This is a genomic window from Lentzea rhizosphaerae (genome assembly GCF_042649515.1).
GTDB classification, from domain to species: domain Bacteria; phylum Actinomycetota; class Actinomycetes; order Mycobacteriales; family Pseudonocardiaceae; genus Lentzea; species Lentzea aerocolonigenes.
Window position 1 is genome coordinate 167,929 of record NZ_JBHRZI010000011.1, and the last position, 21,091, is coordinate 189,019.

11 protein-coding genes are annotated in these 21,091 nt (G+C 69.4%); 8 read left to right on the forward strand and 3 right to left on the reverse strand.

The window, feature by feature from the left end; all coding sequences use genetic code 11:
• Positions 1-135 precede the first annotated feature (135 nt).
• Positions 136-609, reverse strand: a complete 474-nt coding sequence (locus ACFOWZ_RS08200; RefSeq protein WP_382370772.1) for a DUF4262 domain-containing protein — start codon at positions 607-609, stop codon at positions 136-138.
• 141 nt (positions 610-750) lie between these two features.
• Between ACFOWZ_RS08200 and ACFOWZ_RS08205 the strand changes: the two genes are divergently transcribed.
• A complete protein-coding gene (locus tag ACFOWZ_RS08205; protein ID WP_382370773.1) occupies positions 751-3,801 on the forward strand; it encodes a hypothetical protein in 3,051 nt (1,016 codons plus the stop codon).
• Positions 3,801-6,935 carry a TIR domain-containing protein gene (locus tag ACFOWZ_RS08210; protein ID WP_382370775.1) on the forward strand — a complete coding sequence of 1,045 codons (3,135 nt, stop codon included), beginning with the start codon at positions 3,801-3,803 and terminating at the stop codon, positions 6,933-6,935. The genes ACFOWZ_RS08205 and ACFOWZ_RS08210 overlap by 1 nt, the downstream gene beginning before the upstream one ends.
• Positions 6,936-6,939: 4 nt before the next feature.
• Here ACFOWZ_RS08210 and ACFOWZ_RS08215 read toward each other — a convergent pair whose 3' ends face one another.
• On the reverse strand, positions 6,940-12,090 hold the full coding sequence (locus tag ACFOWZ_RS08215) for an SdrD B-like domain-containing protein (RefSeq protein WP_382370777.1): 5,151 nt from the start codon (positions 12,088-12,090) through the stop codon (positions 6,940-6,942).
• 435 nt (positions 12,091-12,525) lie between these two features.
• Between ACFOWZ_RS08215 and ACFOWZ_RS08220 the strand changes: the two genes are divergently transcribed.
• From ACFOWZ_RS08220 to ACFOWZ_RS08230, 3 genes are read left to right on the forward strand one after another with little or no spacing between them, the layout of a single operon-like run.
• Positions 12,526-13,005, forward strand: coding sequence for a sigma-70 family RNA polymerase sigma factor (locus ACFOWZ_RS08220; protein WP_382370779.1), 480 nt, complete (start codon positions 12,526-12,528; stop codon positions 13,003-13,005).
• Positions 12,998-14,038: a tetratricopeptide repeat protein gene (locus ACFOWZ_RS08225; protein WP_382370781.1), complete on the forward strand. Its 1,041-nt coding sequence runs from the start codon at positions 12,998-13,000 to the stop codon at positions 14,036-14,038. Before ACFOWZ_RS08220 ends, ACFOWZ_RS08225 begins: the two co-directional genes overlap by 8 nt.
• A 58-nt stretch (positions 14,039-14,096) precedes the next feature.
• The gene (locus ACFOWZ_RS08230; protein ID WP_382370783.1) at positions 14,097-14,900 is read left to right on the forward strand and encodes an SAM-dependent methyltransferase; all 804 of its coding nucleotides are present in this window, start codon (positions 14,097-14,099) and stop codon (positions 14,898-14,900) included.
• Between the two features lie 83 nt (positions 14,901-14,983).
• Here ACFOWZ_RS08230 and ACFOWZ_RS08235 read toward each other — a convergent pair whose 3' ends face one another.
• Positions 14,984-16,597, reverse strand: a complete 1,614-nt coding sequence (locus ACFOWZ_RS08235; protein ID WP_382370785.1) for a ricin-type beta-trefoil lectin domain protein — start codon at positions 16,595-16,597, stop codon at positions 14,984-14,986.
• A 162-nt stretch (positions 16,598-16,759) separates the two neighbouring features.
• Between ACFOWZ_RS08235 and ACFOWZ_RS08240 the strand changes: the two genes are divergently transcribed.
• The 3 genes from ACFOWZ_RS08240 (at position 16,760) to ACFOWZ_RS08250 (ending at position 21,035) form a co-directional block, all read left to right on the forward strand.
• Complete coding sequence (locus ACFOWZ_RS08240) at positions 16,760-17,266, forward strand: SigE family RNA polymerase sigma factor (RefSeq protein WP_382370787.1); 507 nt, start codon at positions 16,760-16,762, stop codon at positions 17,264-17,266.
• On the forward strand, positions 17,263-18,189 hold the full coding sequence (locus tag ACFOWZ_RS08245) for an LCP family protein (RefSeq protein ID WP_382370789.1): 927 nt from the start codon (positions 17,263-17,265) through the stop codon (positions 18,187-18,189). The genes ACFOWZ_RS08240 and ACFOWZ_RS08245 overlap by 4 nt, the downstream gene beginning before the upstream one ends.
• An 86-nt stretch (positions 18,190-18,275) precedes the next feature.
• On the forward strand, positions 18,276-21,035 hold the full coding sequence (locus tag ACFOWZ_RS08250; protein ID WP_382370791.1) for a helix-turn-helix transcriptional regulator: 2,760 nt from the start codon (positions 18,276-18,278) through the stop codon (positions 21,033-21,035).
• Positions 21,036-21,091 lie beyond the last annotated feature (56 nt).

A 21,091-nucleotide genomic window follows, 5' to 3' on the forward strand; every position in this document is an offset into this window, starting at 1 on the left:
GGTCCGGCCGTGGGCGAGTGCCGCCTCGGCACCCGCAGGACCACGGCCGAGCCTGGCGAGGGCGATGGTTCGCACGAACCCCGTCCAACACCCGTGAGCCGCCGGACATCACCTCCCCTCTCACGCGCCCTGCCCTCACGGCGGCGCAGCCCTCACCCCCAACACCGGCTGCCCACCCAGCACCCCCACGTAGTCGCGCTCCCAAGGCCACCGCCCCGCCCCGTCCGCGTGCACCAGCTGCAACGCCTCGATCCCCTCCCCGAACAGCCGCGCGGACACCAGCAGGTGCGCCCACGGCCGCGCCACCTTCACCACCTCCAGCAGCGGGCCTCCCGGCAGACCGAACCGGCGGCCGGGCAGAGGGACGCAGCTGTGCACGAGGTGTTCGGCCGTGTCGTCCAGCAGGCGGCCCGCTTCCAGGACCGCCATGCCCGTCACGACGAGCTCCGGCAGGCCTCGGAGGGGCAGGCCCACCGTGTAGGCCCAGGGCGGGTGGGCTCGGTGTCGTTCCATCGCTTGCACTGCCCAGCCTCGCGCGTGGATGCAGCGGCGCAGGGTGGCCAGGTGTTCTTCCGCTCGGTCGGCGGGGTGGTCGCAGTCCCAGCACATGGTGGTCTCCTCGGATCGGTGGTGGATCCAGTGTGCCGAGGAGCACCGACAAGATCGTTTGGGGCAGTTCGTTGACAGAAAGTGGACAAACGATCTGTGGGCCGTCTGGATCGTTAATCTGCGACGCACGGAGGATCGTCCATGCGCCAACGCACGCTTCTCATCGCCTTGGCCGTGGCCGTGCTTGTTGCGGCTGCGGGCATCGTGGTCGTGCTTCGGCCTGATGAGGCCGGGGCACAACGGCAGCAGCAGGGTTTTGTCGTGTCCTTCGCGGCTGCGGAGAGCGCGCTCGGCGACGACGTGGCCGAACGCCGCGAGCAGATCAGGGACTGGGCACGCTTCGGGCTGGCCGCGCGGCTCGACGTGGACACCGGTGGGATGCGTGACGCGTTCTTCGACGCCTTTCCCATCAGGGACAACGGGTTCGGCGACCTCGCCAGGCAGCCGACCGGGCCGGGCAGGGCGCTCTACCACGGCGACACGTTGCACCTGCTCGTGCCGCGTGACGACGTCAACGACAAGCGCACCGCGGGCCTGTTGCTGGACCAGCACCGCACGGACACCGGCAACGACCCGAAGCAAGTGCAGGTCCACCGGTACGAGATCCGCGACCACACCGTCGTCATCACCGACGAGAACCCGCAGAGCGCCGACGACTTCCGCCAGCAGAACGGGTACGTCACCAGCAGAATCAACGGCGAACGCGAGCTGAACGAATTCCTCTCCACCGCGAAACACCTGTCCACGCTGGAGATTCGCGACGGCGAGGTGCACGCGGGCGGCTGGAACTGGCCGGGACCGGACGTCACCGCCCAGGACATCACCGTGCTGCAACGCGCCTACAGCAGGCACGAGCAGCCGGGGTTCTCCCTCGACCCGCCGAAGAAAACCCCTACCCGGGAAGACGTCCGGGCTGTGTTGAGGAACGTCCCCCAGCAGACCGTCGACCGGCTCCTCGACGGTCAGGCCGACGCCGCGCTCGTCGAAGCGGGCGTCTTCGGCGAGATCTCCGCACAAGAACTCGAGGCGGCCGGCCTGCCGGCGGATCGCACGGACCTGTGGACGATGCTCAACCACATCACGAACCGCCCGCTCTACAACGAGGCGCGCTACGACGGCGGCATTGCCGGCACCGAGGTCGGCATGACGTTGTTCTACACGGACCTCATCGCCAAGCAGTGGATCGACGGCGTCGGCGACGGCGTCCCGACGATCACCGGGTTCGTGCCCGACAGCAACGCCGCCACGCCTCCGAGCCACTGCGCGACCAGCGCGGGAGAGGAGTCCGGCAGGCTCTGGTTCGGCCAGAACGACAAGGCGTTCTCCTTCAACGGCGACAAGGCGTCCATCGGTGCCCAGTCCACCCGGTTGTTCTCCCGTTCGGACGGCGCGGAGGGCGAGGTCGAACCCTCCTACGCGTTCGGCAGAGGGCTGCGCTGGTGGGACGAGCACTACCAGGCCGTCGCCGACCACGAGGCCCAGTACGCGCGGCTCGACCAGATCATGCGCTGGAGCGGCGCGCTGGAGTGGCTGGCCAGCAAGGGGAAACGCCTCCCCGAGACCGAACCCGCCACCGGCCTCAGGTTCGCGGACTGGTACACCCGCCACCAAGACCTCGAGGAACGCGGCGACATCCGGCCCGTGCAGCCGCCGTCGGCCACGCAGGAGGCCGTGCTCACCAAGCCGTCCAAAGCGTTCAAGGACTGCGGGTTCTACCGCGTGCGGGGCGGTGTCTCGCTCGGCGACGGGATCGCGAGGACCGGTGACGGCTTCCGGGCCGACCTGCCGGAACCCGTCCGCCGCGCAGGCCCGAAGGACGAGACCTCGGCACTCGACAACGGCAACGGCAAGATCACCGAGGTCACCGTCGAGCAACGCAAGGTCGTCGACCGCGTCGAACGCACCATCAGCACCGCCGACGGAACCGCCACCGTCAAGACCACCGCCTCCGGCCGCCAGGTCGTCCCGCTGGGCGAGCTGAAGGTCGTGCAGACCAACGTCCGCCAGCTCGCCACCACCCTCAGGGCCGACCGGGCCAGGATCGACTACCGCGTCGACTACCAGGGCAAACACCTCGGCACGCTCGTCGCGGAGAAGACTCGGTCGTTCATCTCGCTCAGCTGGGCCAAGGGCGTGGTCAACCGGATGGTCCAGGCCCTGCAACCGTTGCAGCGCGGCAAGTCCCTCAACGACAACGTCTTCTACAGCCAGCGCGACGCGAACGGCCAGACGCAGCACCGCGTCGGCGGCAAGGACGACCCGTGGCTCACGATCGGCACGGACACCACGGCGGACTCCTTCACCGTCCGTGCTGGAGTGCCCGACGGGCAAGGGATCGTCAGCCACCTGCTGGCCGGGCTCAACCCGCGCGCGCCGCCCACCGGCGAGTTCATGACGCTGAAGCCCATCCGCGACGGCCCTCCGATCGCGGAGTTCGGCAACGCACCACCGACCGGCACCCCGATCCAGGTCCGCACGCCGGACGGCCGGAGCTCGCAGTTGCACGTCGACGGGAACCAGGTCACCGTCGCCACCTCCGATCCGCTGCTGGGCCACAACGGCGAGGTGGAGGGCGCGGCCATGCTCAGCGACATCGCGCACGTCCTGGCCACGCGGACCGAGACGAACGGGCTGCTGCAGGCCGTCCGGTTCGGCGACGTCGGCGCCGTGATCGGCCAGCACGAGATCTTCCTGAGCCCGCCGGGACACCAGTGGTCGACCAGGGTCCTCGAAGCGCTCGAAGGCAAGGCCTCCATGCGCATCACCGACGGCAAGGCGATCCACGTCGACCAGTCGTCGTTGCACCGCGTCAGCACCAGAAAACTCACGATGAGCGAAGTGCTCAACTCGCCCAGCACCACGGTCTACCTCAACGAGAGCTTCCGCGCCACGCTGTCCACAAAGGACGGACTGGTGGCCGCCGACGCGCTGAACCAGGACATGACAGTCACGGTTCGGGAGGTGACCGCGGACCAGCAGCAAGCGGTTCCGGCCGACGTGCGCGTGCACCGCGACGCCGAGTGGATCAGGGTCGACGCACCACCGCGAATCGGCCTGCCGACCAGCCTGAACATCGTCATCACCCTCAACTCCGCCGCCCCGTCGTCCAGCCCGGCGGCGCCGAACGGCCCGGCCGCCCGCATCCTGCTGATCTGCCCGGAGAACGACGACGTGCGGGGCTGCGGGGACTGATGGAGATCGAGCCCGGCACGCCCCTCGCGGAGGCGGTCAAGGCCGCCCGCTCCGCCGCACTGCGCGGCAACGTGCTCGGCGTCGACCTCGCCTACGAGAAGGCCGCGAAGATCAGCCCGATCGTCGCCCACGACCACTGCGCCACGCTGCTCAACCTCGGCGCCGTCGCGAAAGCCGCCCAGCGCTGCGACGAGTACCTGGCCGACAGCAACGACACCTCGCTGCGCGTGCTGAGGGCCCAGATCCGCAGTGCCGCAACGGACCACGCCCGCGCGGCGCAGGACGTGCGCGAGCTGCGGAAGCTGAAGCTCACCGAGCTGGAGCAGGCGTTGCTCGCCCGCGTCGCCGCGCTGGCCGCCGCCGACCGCTACGACTACCCCACCGCCGAAAGCGAACTGGACGCCGCCGAACGCCACTTCCGCCGTGCGGGACGCACCGAGCACCTCGAAACCGTTGGCAGGGACCGGCTTCTGCTGGACGTGCGCAGGGGCACGCACGTCCCGAAGATCGACGACAGGACCCCGCACACCCCCGCGGAGTTCCTGCAACGAGCCGCCGCGCTCAGGAGAGAGCTGCGGTACGAGGAAGCGCTGGTGCTGATGACGAGGTGCGTCACCAGCTTCCAGATCGAGTCCGCGCTGAGGTTCGCCGTCCTGTACGAGCTGACGGTCCTGCTCGTGCTGACCAGGCAGGCGGGCGCGGCGCGCAAGCTCTTCCCGCTGCTGGTCGCCGCGGCGGGCCCGGAGGTGATCTCGAAGCTCCCGGACGCCACGCGCACCCTCAGCGTGGAACGCCACCTGGACCACGTGCGCCGCCTGATCGCGGACGACGAGCTGATCGCGGCGGAAGGCGTGCTGGGGCAGGGGAACTCCGCGCTCTGGCACCTGACCTCGGCCGAGCTCGCCCACGCCAGGGGACGGTTGGACGACGCCCTCCACCACTTCCACGAGGCCGTGAACCGCAGTGCCCACGCCGAGCTGAAGGCGTTGGCACTGCGCAAACTCGGCGACGCGTGCGCCGACGCCGGCGACGAGGACGGTGCCGCCCGGTACTGGACGGAGTCCCACCACCTCGAAGAGGACGTCGCCGACCACCAGGAGAGCCCGAGCGTCAAGCTCCGAATGCTGCGCGCCGCCCCCGACGAACACGACGGCCGCGTGCTCGCCGCCGTCCGCCGCGTCCGGCGCAGCGGCGGGAAGGCGTTGGCAGGACTGGTGGTCGCCGTCGAGGCTGCCAGAGGCGCCACGATCCTCACCGAACCCCGCGCCCTGCCGAGGTTCACCGACCTCCGCGCGGCCAGGCGCTGGCTGCGCAGGACGACCAGGCACCTCCCCCGGGACCAGGTCGTGTGGATGATGCACGCGACGCCGGACCAGCTCCACCACGTGATCATCGGCCGCAGGACCGTCCACCTGACCACCGACGTGCACATCAGCGAGCTCACCGACACGATCCGCCGGCTCAAGGCGTGGAAACCCCACTACAACCCGGCGATCCTCGGCGCGCTGCTCACCGAGCTGGCCGGGTTGATCGCGCTGGAAGACGTCATCGGGGCACTGCCACCGAAGATCACCCGGATCGCCGTCGTGGCCGGTGACGTCCTCGCCGACGTCCCGCTCGCCGGACTCCCCGTCCCCGGCACCGCCCACCACCTGGGCCTCACCCACGCGTTGTCGAGCCTGCCGTGCCTGTCCGCCCTCACCCCGCTGCACCGGCGTTCCCGCGGGCAGCGGGGTGACCAGACGGCGATCTTCAGCCCGGACTCCCAGCTGCGCAGAGCCACGGCACCGGGCGAGAGGTTCACCTCAGCGGCAGAGCTGGAAAACGTCCTCGGGGAACATCGCTTCCAACGCATCCGCATCGACGCGCACGGCACGCACGACCGCATCGACCCCGACCAGTCGTGGCTGACCTTCGGCGACGAACGGGTGTCCGCGGAAGCGTTGGCAAAGCTGGACTTCAGCGCGTGCGGCACGGTCGTGCTGGGTGCCTGCGAGTCCGGCATGGCCCAGCAACGGGGCCGCGACGAGCAGGTCGGTTTCGTCCGCGCGGCCATCACCGCGGGCGCGGCGGCGGTCCTGGCGGCCAGGTGGAAGGCCGAGGACGGAGCCGCGCGGCAGGTGCTCGACGCGTTCGACCGCAACCTGGCCAGACTGCCGCGCGACCGCGCGTTGCAGCACGCGCTCAGAGAAGTCTCCGACCGGCACCCCGCCGACTGGGCGTGCTGGTCGTTGTACGGCGACGCAGGAATCCAGACCACCGCGGGCCCGCTCCGCAGAAGACTCAGGAAGGACGGAGACCCCGTGCCGCTCGAAACCCGACCCAAGGTGTTCCTGTCGTTCGCCGGCAAGGACCGCCCGCACGCCGAGCAGCTGCGCGCCGAGCTGGAGGCGCGCAACGTCAACGCGTACCTCGACGAGAGCGCGATCGCACCCGGCCGCAACGTGGTCGCCGCGATCGACGAGGCACTGGCCACCTCGGACTACTACGTGCTGCTGTGGTCGGCGAACACCCCGCAACGCGAGTGGGTCACCAACGAGTGGACGGCGGCGTTCAACCTGGAGATGACGCGACGACGCGCCTTCCTGTTCATCGTGCGGCTCGACGAGGAGCCTCTGCCACCGCTGCTCGCGCCGCGCAAGCACATCGACATGGTGGACGCGGCCGACCGCCTCGTCGCGACGTGGCGCGCGGACCGCAAGTCGGAGTTCCCCGTGTTCCCGCAACCCGTGCCGCCGACGCCGGACGGCCCGACCGCGGCGATCTCGGTGCGCAGCCACGACCTCGGCGTCACGCACGTCGTCATGACCCCGCTGCACCTGACCGGCGCCGCGCTCTACCGGGCGGTGTTAGAGGCGATGCAGCTGCCCACCGAGCAGGCCACGTTCGACGGCACGATCGGGATGCGGTTCTCGTACGAGCTCTATCAGCACAACGACCCGATCCCGGACGACCAGTCCGTCGTGGAGCTGACGTCTGACCTCGTCGACATCGCGGTCCGCGTCGAGTCGTTCGGCCCCCGCGGCCCCTTCAACACCAAGGAGTTCCGCGGGGACGACGAGCTCGACGAAGGCCTGGACGTCGACCAGCAGCGCATGCTGCTGGTCGACGCCTTCCGCCATCTGCTTCCCTGACGGATCAGGTCCTGCGCCGGCGCCTGCCCTGAAGCAGCAGGAACGCACCACCGGCGATCATCGTCAACGCCGCGAGGAGCAGGCCCCACACGGCCGCACCGGTGCTGGCCAGCGGCGGTGCCGGAGGCCTCGGCAGCAGACCCGCGTCGAGGGTGAGGTCGACGCGCTTGTCCTTGCCCAGCTTGACGACCGGGGTGCATCCGGTCGCCGGGTCGGCGTCGGAGTCCCTTCCGTCGTCACCGGCGTTCGCCTTGGTCAGCTCACGACCGGCCACCAGGCCCGTCTGCGGATCGGCGTTGAAGCAGACCTTGTACGCACCGTCCGGCAGGTCGGTGAACAGGTACCTGCCGTCCTTGTCGGTCTTGCTCTGGGCGACGGGCTTGCCGCTGCCGTCCTGCAGGAACACCGGGAGGTCCGGCACACCGGGTTCGCCGGCGTCCTGCACCCCGTTGGAGTTGTTGTCGTACCAGACGAAATCACCAACGCGGTTGGTCGGCGGCACCAGACCCAGGTCCTGGGTCTGGTCGACGCGCTTCCCGACACCGACCTTCACCGGCGGCGTGCAGCCGCCGGCCGGGTCGACGTCGGAATCCTTGGTGTCGTCGCCGACGTTCGGCTTCGTCGCCACGTAGCCGGCGTACTGACCGGGCAGAGCACCCATCTCGAAGCACACCTTGTAGGTGCCGTCCGGGACGTTCGGGAACTCGTACTTGCCGTCGGGACCGGTCTTCACCGGTTCGCCCACAGGCTTGCCCTTGTCGTCGACCAGCTTGACCGGCACGCCGGGAACGCCGGGCTCGCCCGGATCCTGCACGCCGTTGCGGTTGGTGTCGGACCACACGAAGTCACCGATCTTGTTCGGCGGTGCGACCAGACCCAGGTCGAGCGTCAGGTTCTTGCGCTTGTCGACCCCGAGCTGCACAGGCTGCGTGCAGCCCGTTGCCGGGTCGGCGTCGGAGTCCTTGGCTTCATCACCCGCGTCGGGCTTGGTGGCGGTGTAGTCCGCCACCGCCGCCGGCAGGTTCTTGAGGTCGAAGCACACCGTGTACTCGCCGTCCGGCAGGTCGCGGAACAGGTAGATGCCGTACTGGTCGGTCTTCGTGGTGGCACCGGTGTTCAGCTTCACGGTCACGTCGGCCACGGGCTTCTCGCCCTCGTCCTGCAGACCGTTCTTGTTCGCATCGATCCACACGAAGTCACCGAGCAGGTTGATCGGCGCGTGGATGCCGGCGTCGACCGTGAGGTTCTCCCGCTTGCCGAGTCCGAGCTCCACCTCGGGGGTGCAGCCGGTGTCGACGTTCGCGTCGGAGTCCTTGGTGTCGTCGGAACCCGCGTTCGGCTTGGTGAAGAAGTAGTCCTTCACCGCGTCCGGCATCGGGCCGAAGCACACCGTGTACTTGCCGTCGGGCAGGTCGTCGAACAGGTACTTGCCCTGCGCGTCCGTCGTGGTGCTCGCACCGTTGGACAGCTTGACCGGAACGTTCGGGACGCCGGGTTCACCGTCGTCCTGCACGCCGTTGGAGTTGCTGTCGAGCCACACCAGGTCACCGAGCTTGTTCGGCGGTGAGACCAGGCCCATGTCCAGGCTCAGGTCGACGCGGTTCCCGACGCCCAGCGTCGTCTCGGGCACGCACCCCGTCGCCGGGTCGGCGTCGGAGTCCTTGGCGTCGTCGCCACCAGCGTTCAGCTTGGTGACCTTGTAGTCCTTCACGGAGGCCGGCAGGTTCGCGATGTCGAAGCACACCGTGTACTTGCCGTCCGGCAGGTTGTCGAACAGGTACTTGCCCTGCGCGTCCGTCTTCGTGGTCGCGCCGGTGCTCAGCTTCACCGTCACGCCCTCGACCGGGACGTCGGTGGCGTCCTGCAGACCGTCGGAGTTGACGTCGATCCACACGTAGTCACCGAGGCGGTTGACCGGCGAGATCAGACCCAGGTCGAGCGTCGGGTCCTCCGGCTTGTCCACGTTCAGCGTGGTGGGCGGCGTGCACCCGGTCGAGACGTCCGCGTCGGAGTCCTTCACGTCGTCACTGCCGGCGTTCGGCGTCGTCGGCACGTAGTCCTTCACCGCGGCGGGCAGGTTCGCGATGTCGAAGCACACCGTGTACGTGCCGTCCGGCAGGTTCGGGAACTCGTACTTGCCGTTCTCGTCCGTCGTCGTGGTCTTGTCGCCGAGCTTGACGGTGACGCCGGGAACGCCGGGCTCACCCGGATCCTGGAGGCCGTTCTTGTTCTCGTCCTTCCAGACCGTGTCGCCCAGTTTGTCCGGCGGCCGGATGCCCAGGTCCAGCGTCAGGTCCTCGCGCTTGTTCGGACCCAGTGACGTCGGCGGCGCGCAGCCCTCGGCGTTCGCGTCCGAGTCCTTCCCGTCGTCCCCACCCGCGTCGGGACGGGTGACCAGGTAGGACTGGTACGGCGCCGGGAGGTTCTTGACGTCGAAGCACACCGTGAACGTGCCGTCGGGCAGCTGGTCGAAGACGTACTTGCCGTTCGCGTCCGTCGTGGTGGTCTTGCCCGTGTCGAGCTTGACCGTCACGTTCGGCACGCCCGGCTCGTCGCCGTCCTGCACGCCGTTGCGGTTGGTGTCGACCCAGACGTAGTCACCGAGCTTGTTGTTCGGCGGCACCAGGCCCGCGTCCAGCGTCAGGTCCTCGCGCTTGGCGGCACCCAGCGTCGTCGTCGGGGTGCAGCCGTCCGCCGGGTCGGCGTCCGAGTCCTTCGTGTCGTCACCCGCGTCCTTGCCGGTGAAGGTGTAGCCCGCGTACTGAGCGGGCAACTTGGACAGGTCGAAGCAGACCTCGTAGACACCGTCGGGCAGCTGGTCGAACAGGTACTTGCCCTGCGCGTCCGTCAGCTTCGGCGACCCGAGCTGCGTGCCGTCGCCCTTCTTCAGCACCACGGTCATGCCCTGCACGGCCGGTTCTCCGGTGTCCTGCAGGCCGTTGCGGTTGGTGTCGACCCAGACGAAGTCACCGAGGGAGTTGGTGACGACCTTGGCGTTGATGCCCGCGTCGATCGTGTGGTCCGCGGTACCGGCCTTGCCCGTGGTGACCTGGGTCTTGCCCTCGGCGTCCACGTTGGAGTCGATGACGCGGTCCGGTCCAGCTTCCTTGATCGTCCACTTGAGACTTGCCACGTCCGGTGCGTTCGGCAGCCCGCCCGCGTTCACCGCACTGCGGTCGAACGTGAGGTTGTAGCAGGTCTCGGGCTTCAAACCGTCCGCGACACCGAAGTAGTACTCACCCTTCGCGTTGGTGACCTTCGTGCCGAGCGACGCGCCACCGGCACACGGCGTCGCCGTCACCTTGACACCGGGAACCGGCGGCTCGTCACCGTCCTGGACTCCGTCGGCGTCGGTGTCGAACCAGACGCGGTTGCCGATCTGGACGGGCGCGAGGTCGCACAGCGCCTCGAGGTCGGCGAGGCCGTTCGCCTTGCCCCAGCCCTCGCTGTTCACGTCGCTGATCTGGTAGGCGTTCGGGAAACCGTTGGCGGCCATGGTGCCGTTGGTCCGGTCGAACCAGCCGGTGCCACCGGTGTTCAGCGCCGTGGGGTCCATTACCGTCGCGGGCATCCGGCTCTCGCCGTACGCGACGACGAGCGCGCCCTGCGCGGTCTCGTTGTGGGGAGCGCCGTTGGCGTCCTTGTAGTACTCACCGGGGTAGTACTCGACCACGTCGGCGGCTTCGCCGCCGCCGTTGTTGGCCGCGGTGTTGTTGTTCGGGCAGTTCGAGGTTCCTTCCCAGGCGAAACTGCCGTCCGCCTGGCGGCAGGCCCGGTTGAGGTCGCCACCGCTGACGGTGTCCCAGGTCCCCGCGGATCCGTCAGCCGGGGACAGGCTCTTGCCGCCCTGGTCACCGAAGCGGTCGCGGAACGCGAGGACGAGATCGCCCTTCGCCTCGACACCGATGTCGGTCAGCAACGGCTCCGGGTGCTCCACGAGACCGCCGGTCGGCGTCGGCTGCGTGTAGGTGGTCTTCCACGGCAGCCAGCGGTCGGTGTTCGTGCCCTGCCACAGGACGGTGCCGCGCTTGAAGTTCAGCGGCTGGTTCACCACCGGTGCGCTGAACGCGCCGCCGCTGAACGTCCGGACCACGGCCCGCATGTCGGCGGTGTTCTGGCTCGTCTCGCCCGAGCAGACACCACCCACGTAGACCACGCCGTCACGGACGCCGAGAGCGCCCGGCCGCCAGTCGTTCGCGTTGGCGCAGGGGGACGGGATCGCGTAGGAGCCCTTCGGCGCGCCAGCGGTCGCCACCGCGGCGTCGTAGACGTAGAGCTTCTTGTCGCCGAGGTTCACGACGTAGAGCTCGCTGCCGTCCTCGGAGATGTCGATGTCGCCCAGCGCTTCCTTGCCGACCACGTTGGCGAAACCGCCGTCGAAGTTGTTCGCGTGGTCGTGCTTGGTGGTGCCCGCGTTCGGCACGGTGGCGAACAACGTCGTCGCGCCGCCGCCGGCGGGCGTGACGTAGATGCCACCGGCGTTGCCGCTGCCGTAGTTGGTGAGCCGCTTCGCGAACGCGCCGGAGAAGATGCGCTTGTCCTGCTTGCGGTACGCGATGCCGTAGACCGAGCCCGTGACGCCCTGGGTCGCGATCTGCGCGGGCGCCGGACCGGTGCCGCGGTTCGTGAACGGGAAGGTCACCAGCGACCGCTCGGAGCCGGTGACGTTGCTGCTGCCGTCCTGCTTGCGCGTCGCCCGCTGACAGCCGGTGACGAGCGTCGGGTTGGCCTGGCAGTAGTCGGCCGGGTTCCACAACGCGGTCATGACGTTGACCGTCTTGCCGCCGGAGACGTCCACGAACATCGTGTTGCTCTCCAGGCCGGCTCCTGCCGGTGCGGGCTGCAGCACGCTGCCCGCGGGTGGGCTCACCTGCACGCGGTACTTGCCGCCGCTCACGGCGCCGAGTCCCACTGTCACCTTGCCCTGGGCGTCCGTCGTACCGGCCGCGGTCTTGCCCGCGGGATCGGTCACCAGGACGGCCGCGCCTTGGACGCCAACTTCCAGTGCGGCCTCATATGTGCCGTTGCCGTTGACATCACGCACGACAGTCACGTTCAGACTGCCGTCGCCGGGGCCGGCGTTCGCGGTCGGTGTGACGACCGCGAACGGGGCGGCCACCAGCACCGCCAGGGCGGCGGCAAGTGGTCGTTTCACGAAATCGCTCCTAGGCAGCAGGGTCGGGAACACACTGCGGGAATCTGGAAAATGCCACTGTTTCCGCAGGTCTGCCCGGCTACCGAGAGCCGCTTGTCGCACGTGCGGGTGAACTTGTCCCGCATGAATGGCGGCTTGATCAGCCGTGCGCGTCGCGTTCCGTAGAACACTGTTCCCTCGTCGGGTGAGACGTGTTCCTCGATCGTGGATACAGGTTTAGATCGCCAGTTCGTGGCGAGTAACCGTCCACAGAGGATCTTTCGCTCTTCCGGGTCGTTCGTGTGTGTGGATGTCACAGCTTGACCACACGGCACATGAGTCTGAACGGGTGAATACGCGTGTTGGGCTCAGCCTTTCCTGGCTTCGACGCCTGTAACCGGTGAAGGTCGCCTCAGGGTGGTGAACACCACGAGCGGACGTTGAAGGGGAAGGCCGTTGAACGCACCGGAGCCGGATCAGGGCTTCGCCGAGTTCTTCCGCACCTGCCTGCCCGTGGTGACCAGGACGCTGACCTCGCTCACCGGTGACACCCGCGTGGTCGAGGACGTGGCACAGGACGCGTTGCTGATCGCGCGGCACCGTTGGGACGACATCCACGCGTACGACAAGCCCGAGGCGTGGGTGCTGAAGGTCGCGATACGGCTGATGCGCCGGTCGCAGCAGCGGTACCAGCACGAAACACCGCTGGTCGAGGTGCCTGATGTCGCCGAGCAGGTGCACGAGGTGGAGGCGGTGCGGTCCGCGCTGCGCGAACTCTCCCCCAGGCACCGCGAGGTGGTGGCGCTGCACCACCTGCTCGGCTACTCGGTCAGCGAGATCGCCTCCGTGCTGGTCGTCGGCGAGTCGACCGTGCGGACGCACCTCACCCGCGGCCGGGCGGAGCTGCGGCGGATCCTCGGAGGCACCGATGAGTGAGCTGCTGGCCCAGTTCGAGTTCGACGAGGCCGTCGAACGGGTGTACCGCCTCGGTGAGGCCGCGGAACGCGCCGGGAACCCGCAGGAGGCCGCGGTGCACTTCCGGGTCGCCGCGGACCAGCACCTCGGTGACGCGGCGCTGCGGCTGGCGCAGGCGTTGTTCGCGCTCGGCCGGACCGAGGAGGCCACGCACTGGTGCGAGGCCGCCCTGGCCGACGGCTTCACCGAGGCTGCGGAGCTCATGCAGTCGGATGTCGCCGCACGGCAACGTTTCCTGGAGCACGCGGCCCGGATCATGGTCGGCGCGCCGATCGCCGACTCGATGCCTCCCGCTGCGCCGGTGAAGGTCATCGCGCCGTCGGAGGTTCAAGCGCGCACGGATGCCTTGCGCGCGTTGGACCGGCAATACGGCGGGATCGCGTGCCGGGCCGCGGTGCTCGAGCACCTCGCACTGGTCGAACCGATGATCCTCGCCGGTGACGAGGCGATGTGGACGGCCGTGGCGGAAGTGCAGGAACTGGCGGGCTGGACCACGTTCGACAGCGGCCTGCCCGGCCTGGCCCTGCCACACTTCGAACGCGCGCTCACGTTGGCGCGGCAGGCCGAGAACGAGGCGTTGATCGCCTCCGTCCTGACCAGGGCAGGCCGGATGTTCCTGCACCACAACGCACCTGACGACGCGCTGAGGGCGTTCCAGCTCGGGTCCGTGGCGGCGCACAACTCGTGGGCGGACCGCCGCGCGCTCGACGATCCACAACGGGCAATCGCCTCACTCACGACCAAAGTGGGCGCCTACTCCGAGGGGTTCGTCCGCGCGCGCACGATCGCGTTGACGGCGTTGGCCCGCAACCACCTGGCCGTCGGCGATGTCGCGAAGGCCGGCGGGTTCACCGAGAACGCCCTGGCAGAGGCGGCCACCCTGCGTTCCGCGCGCTTCGACGACCACCTCCGCTGGCTGGCCCAGGAAGCCCGGCGAGCGGGCGCATCCGAGCTGGTAGAGCAGATCTCGGCCCGTTTCGCCCGCTGTCGTTGACGTGTTCACCCGATCCGGGCCGATACACGCCTGCGCGCAGGCGGGTAGGTTCTGCGGCATGGCCGAGCCTTTCTCGTGGGTGCCCGCAGGAATCAACACGGACGTGCCCAGCGCGGCACGCGTCTACGACTTCCTGTTGGGAGGTGGCCACAACTTCGCGTCGGACCGCGTGGTCGGCGAGAAAGTCCTGCAGGTCCTGCGCGACGGCCGGGCGATCGCGTCGTCGAACCGCTCGTTCATGCGCCGCGCCGTCCTGCTGATGATGCAGCAGGGCATCGACCAGTTCCTCGACCTCGGCTCGGGCATCCCGACCGTCGGCAACGTCCACGAGATCGTGCAGCAGGAGAACCCGGACGCCCGCGTGGTCTACGTGGACTACGACGAGGTCGCGGTCTCACACAGCCAGCTCATCCTGGAGGGCAACGAGAACGCGGGCGTCGTCCAGGCGGACATGTGCCGCCCGCAGGACGTCCTGTCCGACCCGGTCGTGAAGGACCTGATCGACTTCTCGAAGCCCGTGGGCCTGCTCATGGTCGCAGTCCTGCACTTCGTCTCGGACGAGAAGGGCCCGGCCGAGGTCGTCGCCCGCTACCGCGACGCCGTGCCGCCCGGCAGCCTGATCGCGCTCTCGCACCTGACCGCGGACTTCAAGCCGCAGGAGATGGGCTCGGTCGTCGAGGCCATGAAGCACAGCCGCGACCCGATGTACTTCCGTTCGCTGGAGGAGTTCCAGCCCATGTTCGCGGGCATGGAGGTGCTGGAGCCGGGCGTCGTTCCGGCGCCGAAGTGGCACGCGGAACTCGGCCCGGCCGGCGAGGGTGGTCCTGAGGACGTCTACGTGGGAGTCGGCCGGAAGGTCTGAGCAGGTGGATGAACGGCGCTTTTGTCCACCTGAGGTGGACAAAAGCGCCGTTCATCCACGTCGGAACCTGGGCCGGCGAGCCCTTAGCGGAAGCGCCAGGCCTGGGCCGCCGAACCGTTGCACGTCCAGATGTTCAGGCGCGTGCCCGGAGTCGTCGACGCACCGGGGTTGTCCAGGCACAGCCCCGACTGCGGGTTCTGCACCGACCCGTCCGCCCGCACCCGCCACTGCTGCGCGCCCGTCCCGTTGCACTCCCACAGCTGCACGGTCGTGCCGTCGGTGGTGCCGCCGTTGGAGACGTCGAGACACCCGCCCGCGGTGGCGATGGTGCCGTCCGCGACGACGCGCCACTTCTGCGCGTAGGAGTTGTTGCACGTCCAGATCTGCACCGGGTTGCCGTTGGCGGTGCCGCCGGCGTTGTTGTCCAGGCAGTGCGTTGAGGCCGCCGACATCTCGACGGAGCCGGAGCCCGAGGGGTGCCGTTCAACCGGCAACGCGGGCGTGTTCAGCTGGTAGAAGTCGACGGCCAGGTAGTTCGCGGTCTTGCGGGCCGCGGGTTCGCAGAAGCGGCGGGCTCGGTCGGCGGCCTTCGAGTTGTCCGTCGAGACGGTGCTCTGGATCGGGACGTCGCGGAAGTGGTTCATCACGAACAACGGGCGGAAGTTCGCTTCGGTCGCGGTGAGCGGCTTCTCGCCCCAGCGGGAGTAGCAGGACCAGTCGGACGTGCCGGCGCCCGAGCCCATCGACCAGTAGTTCTCGACGGTCCAGTCGCGCTGGTAGAGGACGCCGGAGTTCTCGCGGCCGTCCTTGCCGTGGTCGGTGAAGATGAGCAGGCGCTTGCCGGTGGCCCTCATCTGCGACAGGCGCGGCCAGCCGTTCTCGCGGACGCCCTCGGCGCGGTACAGCACGTCGGCGAGGCCGTTGACGCGGGCCAGCTCGGCGCGCAGGACGTCGGCTGAGACGTAGTCCTCCAGGAACACCGTGACGATCTCGGTGGGGCGGGACTTCAGGAAGTCGACGATGCGCTGGATGTCGACGTTGAGCGCCACGGGCTTGCTGACGAGCGTGCAGCTGTTGTGGCAGAGGATCGCGCCGTCGGGCGTCTGGTGGATGTCGAGCATGAAGCCGCGGACGCCGTCGTTGAGCTGTTGCACGATGCCGCGGGACTGGTTCGGGGCGATGTTGGCGAACGTGAAGCCGCCGTCGACGCCGTTCGCGTAGGCGTTGTGGGCGGTCAGGAACGTCATCTCGTCCAGGCGCGGGTCGGCAGGGGGCTGGTACCGGACGGGGTTGACCGGGGTCAGGAACCACGTGTCGTTGCCGGTGCCGACGCGGACCTGGTCGGTGCCGGACGCGATCAGGTAGCGCGCCGAGCCGGGATCCTTGAAGCGGTAGCGGTCCTGGTCGTCGAGCACGGCGACCCACTGGGCGTCCGCGCTCGAACAGCTGACCATCTGGGCGGCGTCGCCGGAGCGGCCGAGGCACTGGCCGCCTTCGGAGAGCGTGCTGCCGTTCCAGGTGAACTGCTGGTGGTCCTCGTTGCCCTTGGGGCGGTGCTGGACGACGGAGGAGCCGGACACGGCGGCGTTCTGGCCGGTCACGGCGCTTTGCAGGTAGTAGTTGCCGTTGGGTGCCGCGGCAGCGTCCACGGGGACGAGCAGCAGCGACAACAGCGCGAGTGCAGGGATGATGCGCATGAGGTGAAGGGTCGTTCATCGGCACGAACGTGAAAAGACTTCACACCGAAATCCGCCCGAAACGAGACATCTGTGGTCCGGACCACAAAATCCGATGCAGCGCGCGACGGCCTCAGCGGGGTTTCCCGAGCCGCAAGCAACCACGAACTAGAAGGGGGCGGCGTGGGGTTCGACCAGTTCGTCGCTGACCGGCTCGACCGGCTGCTGAGGTACGCCACCGCGATCGCCTGCGACAAGCATCTGGCGCAGGACATCGTGCAGAACGTGCTCATGCGCGCGCAGAGCAAGTGGGATCGCATCGAGACGATGGATGCGCCCTACCTCTACGTGAAGCGCATGGTGACCAACGACTACCTGTCGTGGCGTCGTCGCAAGGCCGCGAGAGAGGTTGCTGTGGAACGCAGTGAGCTCGCCAAGCACGTGCCGTCGATGGCCGATCCGGCTGACGTGTACGCCGAACGCGAGGCCATGCGCGCGCGGATCGCTGTCCTGCCGCGTAAGCAACGTGCGGCGTTGGTGCTGCGGTTCTACGAGGAGTGCAGCGACGCAGAGATCGCACAAGTGCTCGGTTGCGCGGAATCCACCGTGCGCAGCCAACTCTCTCGCGCACTGCAGACGTTGCGCGCTCACGAAATCGCCCGGTCCGCCACCATGGGGGTGCACTCATGAACGACCTGATCCGCCAGGCCATCGCCGCCGAGGCCGACGAGCGCGTCGACCCTCGGACCGTGCTGGCCAACCTGCACAAGGCCAAGAAGCGCAAGCCGTTCGGGTTGATCGTCGGCGTCGCCACGCTGACCGTCGCCACCGCGGCGGCCGCCGTCATCGTCCCGACGACGATCAAGAAGACCGACGCCTCCCCCGCCGCGCAGCAGTCGGCGACGGCGCAGAACGTGCTGCTCATCGGGCTGGACGAGGTCGACCACACCGACGCGCTGATGCTCGCGCGGTTCCGGGCGGACGGCACGGGCGTCACGATCGTCTCGCTACCAAGGGACGTCTTCGTGGACGGCGAGAAGCTCAACGGCCTGTTCAGGAAGGACCCGAAGCAGCTGACCGCGGCCGTCGAGAAGACGACCGGCGCGAAGGTCGACCACTGGGCCGCCGTGAAGATGGCGGGCTTCACGCGGATCTCGCAGCTCATCGGCGGGGTCGAGGTGTGCCTGAAGGCAGCGGTGACCGACCCGATCACCAAGGCGGGCTTCCCCGCCGGCCGGCAGTCGCTCGTGGGCGACCACGCGCTCGCGTTCCTGCGCCAGCGCCACGGCCTCCCGAACGGCGACCTGGACCGGGTCAAGCGGCAGCAGGCGTTCCTCGTCGGGCTGGCCTCGCAGATCACCAAGGAGAACGCGCTCGAGCTCGCCCGCGGCGTCAACGGGATGATCGTCGTGGACGACGGCTGGGACGTGCTGGAGTTCGCGCAGCGGTTCACCGGGCCACTGGCGATCAGCATGTCCACGCTGCCGGTGGAGTCGGAGGTCCAGCGGGAGACGGGCTTCGGCTTCGAGATCGACCCGGCCAGGTCGAAGGAGTTCGTCGGCAAGGCGCTCGACGGCGGCGACACCTCCGGCGGCGACGGCTGCGTGAACTGACGATCACCCCAATGGAGCATCAAGTCGCCCGGATGCGGTGTCGATGACCAGCGTGTAGCCCGCCGAATGGCCGCTACGATCAATTCGTGCGCGAACCACTTGAACGAGACGACGAGATCGCGCACATTCGTGAAGCTCTCGACGCAGCCGCCCGTGGTGAGGGTCGCGTCGTCGTCATCGAGGGCCGCGCCGGCATCGGCAAGACCAGGCTCGTGCAGGAGTGCCGCGAGCTTGCCAAGCAACGCGGGTTCGGACGGCTGCAGGCCGTCGGCGACGCCCTGGAGAGCGCCATGGCGTGGGGCGTCGTCCGGCAGATGGTCGAGCGTTCGGTGTCGCGGTACTCCGGCGAGCTCCGCGAGAAGATCCTGGCCGGGCCGTCGGGTGCGGCGCTCAAGGCGCTGGACGACGCCGCGCTCGACCCGAGCGAGGCCGAGCTCGCCCGCACGCTGCACTCGCTGTGGTGGGTCGCGGTGGACCTCTCCTCCACCCGCCCGCTGCTGATCACGGTGGACGACGCGCACTGGGCCGACCTGTCGTCGTTGCAGTTCCTCGTCTACCTGTCGCGCCGCATCTCCGACCTGCCGATCGCGCTGGTCGTCGCGACCCGGCCGCCCGCGGACAACTTCGGGCCGCTCGCGGCGCTCAGCGTGGCCGCGGACCGGTTGCTCCCCCGCCCGCTCACCACGGACGCCCTCGGCGCACTGGTGGGCGGGCATCCCGAGGTGATCAAGGCACTGCACGCGGCCAGCGGCGGCAACCCGTTCCTGTCCGGCGTGCTGGTGGACGAGCTCGCGGCGCTCGGGCTGCCGCTCGACGACGCCTGCACGGCGGAGAAGGTCGGCACGCTCGGGCCGAGCACGGTCTTCCGCGCCACGCTCGGACGGTTGCCCGCCGAGGCCGTGGCACTCGCCGGCGCCGTCGCGGTGCTGGGCTCGCAGGCGGACCCGTGGCAGGCCGCGGAACTGGCCGAGGTCGGTGATCTCCCGGCCGCCGTGGAGGCGTTGACGACGGCGAACGTCCTGGTCACCGGTGAGCACTTGGGGTTCGTGCATCCCGTTGTGCGTGAAGCGGTGTTGACCGGTCTCGGACCGATCGCACGCGCCTCGCTGCACGCGCGCGCTGCGAAGGCGCTGTGGGATTCGCACGCACCGGCGGATCGGGTGGCAGCGCATCTCGTGCACGCACCGAGGGGCACGTTGCCCAACGCCGCCGACGTACTGAGGAAAGCCGCCGCGACGCTGCTCTCGGCCGGAGACGCACGCACGGCCGCGGCACATCTTGCACGCGCGGTGGACGAACGGCCCGATGACGCCGCATTGCGTGCCGAGCTGGGCCGGGCGTTGCTGCGGACCGGCGACGCGGTGAACGCGCACCGGCACCTGAAAGCGGCGGCGCAGGGCCTGCCGGACGCGGAACTGGTCGCGGCGGCCGCCTCCGCCACGGCCGCGATCGAGGGCCCCGCGGCGGCGATCGCCGAGCTGACCGAGGCCATCGCCGCCAGGCCGGACGGTGAGTCGCGGCTGCATCTGGAGGCACGGCTCGCGGTGTTCCGCTCGTTCCTGCCCGACCAGCGCCAGGTCGCGTCCGCGCACCTCAGCGGCTATGCGGGACTGGCGGGCGGCACTCCGGACGAACGCACGTTGCTCGGGCTCCTCGCGCAGATGGGCCGCTACGAGGTGTGGCCGCACGATGAGGTGGCCACGACCGCAACGCGCGCGCTCGCGAACGGCGCGTACCTCGACGACGCGACCGGCAGCACGGACGCGATGGTGGCGTGGCTCGTGGCGTTGCTGGCGCTGATGGCCGCGGACGGCGTCGACACCGCACGACACGAGATCGAGCGCGCCCGGCTGCGAGTCCGCCAGCACGGCTCGCCGATCGAGTTCGCGATGGTGGCGAACGCCTCGCTGTTCCTGAACTGGCGCATCGGCAACATGCCGGTGGTCGAGGCGGAGGCCGAGGGCGCCCTGGCCGCCGTCGCACACGAGGACCCGGTGTCCGAGGTGATCAGCCTGCGCGCGACCTCGACGCACTTCGCGGTCTACGCGGCGCTCGAACGGGGCGACGTCGCGGCGGCCACCGCGTTCATCACGGCGTTCGACTCGGCGCACGCGGACGCCCGGCTGACCATGCCGATGATCTGGCTGCACGAGGTGCGGGCGTTGATCGCGCTGGCCGAAGGCGACCCGCGGCGCGCGATGGCGCAGGCCTACCGCCAGCGGGACGCGATGCACCAGGTGCACGTGGATCCGCCGACCATCCCGTGGCGCGCACCGGCGGCGAGGGCGTCGTTGCAGCTCGGGGAGCACGAGCTCGCGCTGGAACTCGCGACCGAACAGCTCGACGTGGCACGCAGGTGGGGTGCGGCGACCGAGGTCGGAGCGGCGTTGCGGCTGCTCGCCCACGCCGACCCGAACGCACGGCTGGAGCTGCTCACCGAATCGGTGTCGGTGCTGGAGGCGTCACCGTCACGGCTGGAGCTCGCCCGGTCGCTCGTCGACCTCGGTGAGGCGCTGCGGGTCGCGCGCCGGCGGACCGACGCCAGGGAACCGCTGCACCGGGCCATCGACCTCGCCGGTGACTGCGGCTCCGCGACGCTGCGGACGCGCGCGGTCGAGGCGTTGGAGGCGCTCGGCGACCGGCCGCGCAGGCAGATCGTGGTGGGGGCGGAGGCGCTGACGGCGTCCGAGCGGAGGGTGGCCGACCTCGCGGCCGCCGGCCGGGCGAACAGGGAGATCGCGCAGGAGCTGTTCGTGACGCCGAAGACCGTCGAGAACCACCTCGGCCGGATCTACACGAAGCTCGGAATCGCAGGTCGCAGGGACCTCGCGGCAGTGCTCGCCTGATACGGAGCGGCGTGGGGGTGCCCCTGATACACCCAACTTTCCCGCAGGAGGGTTGA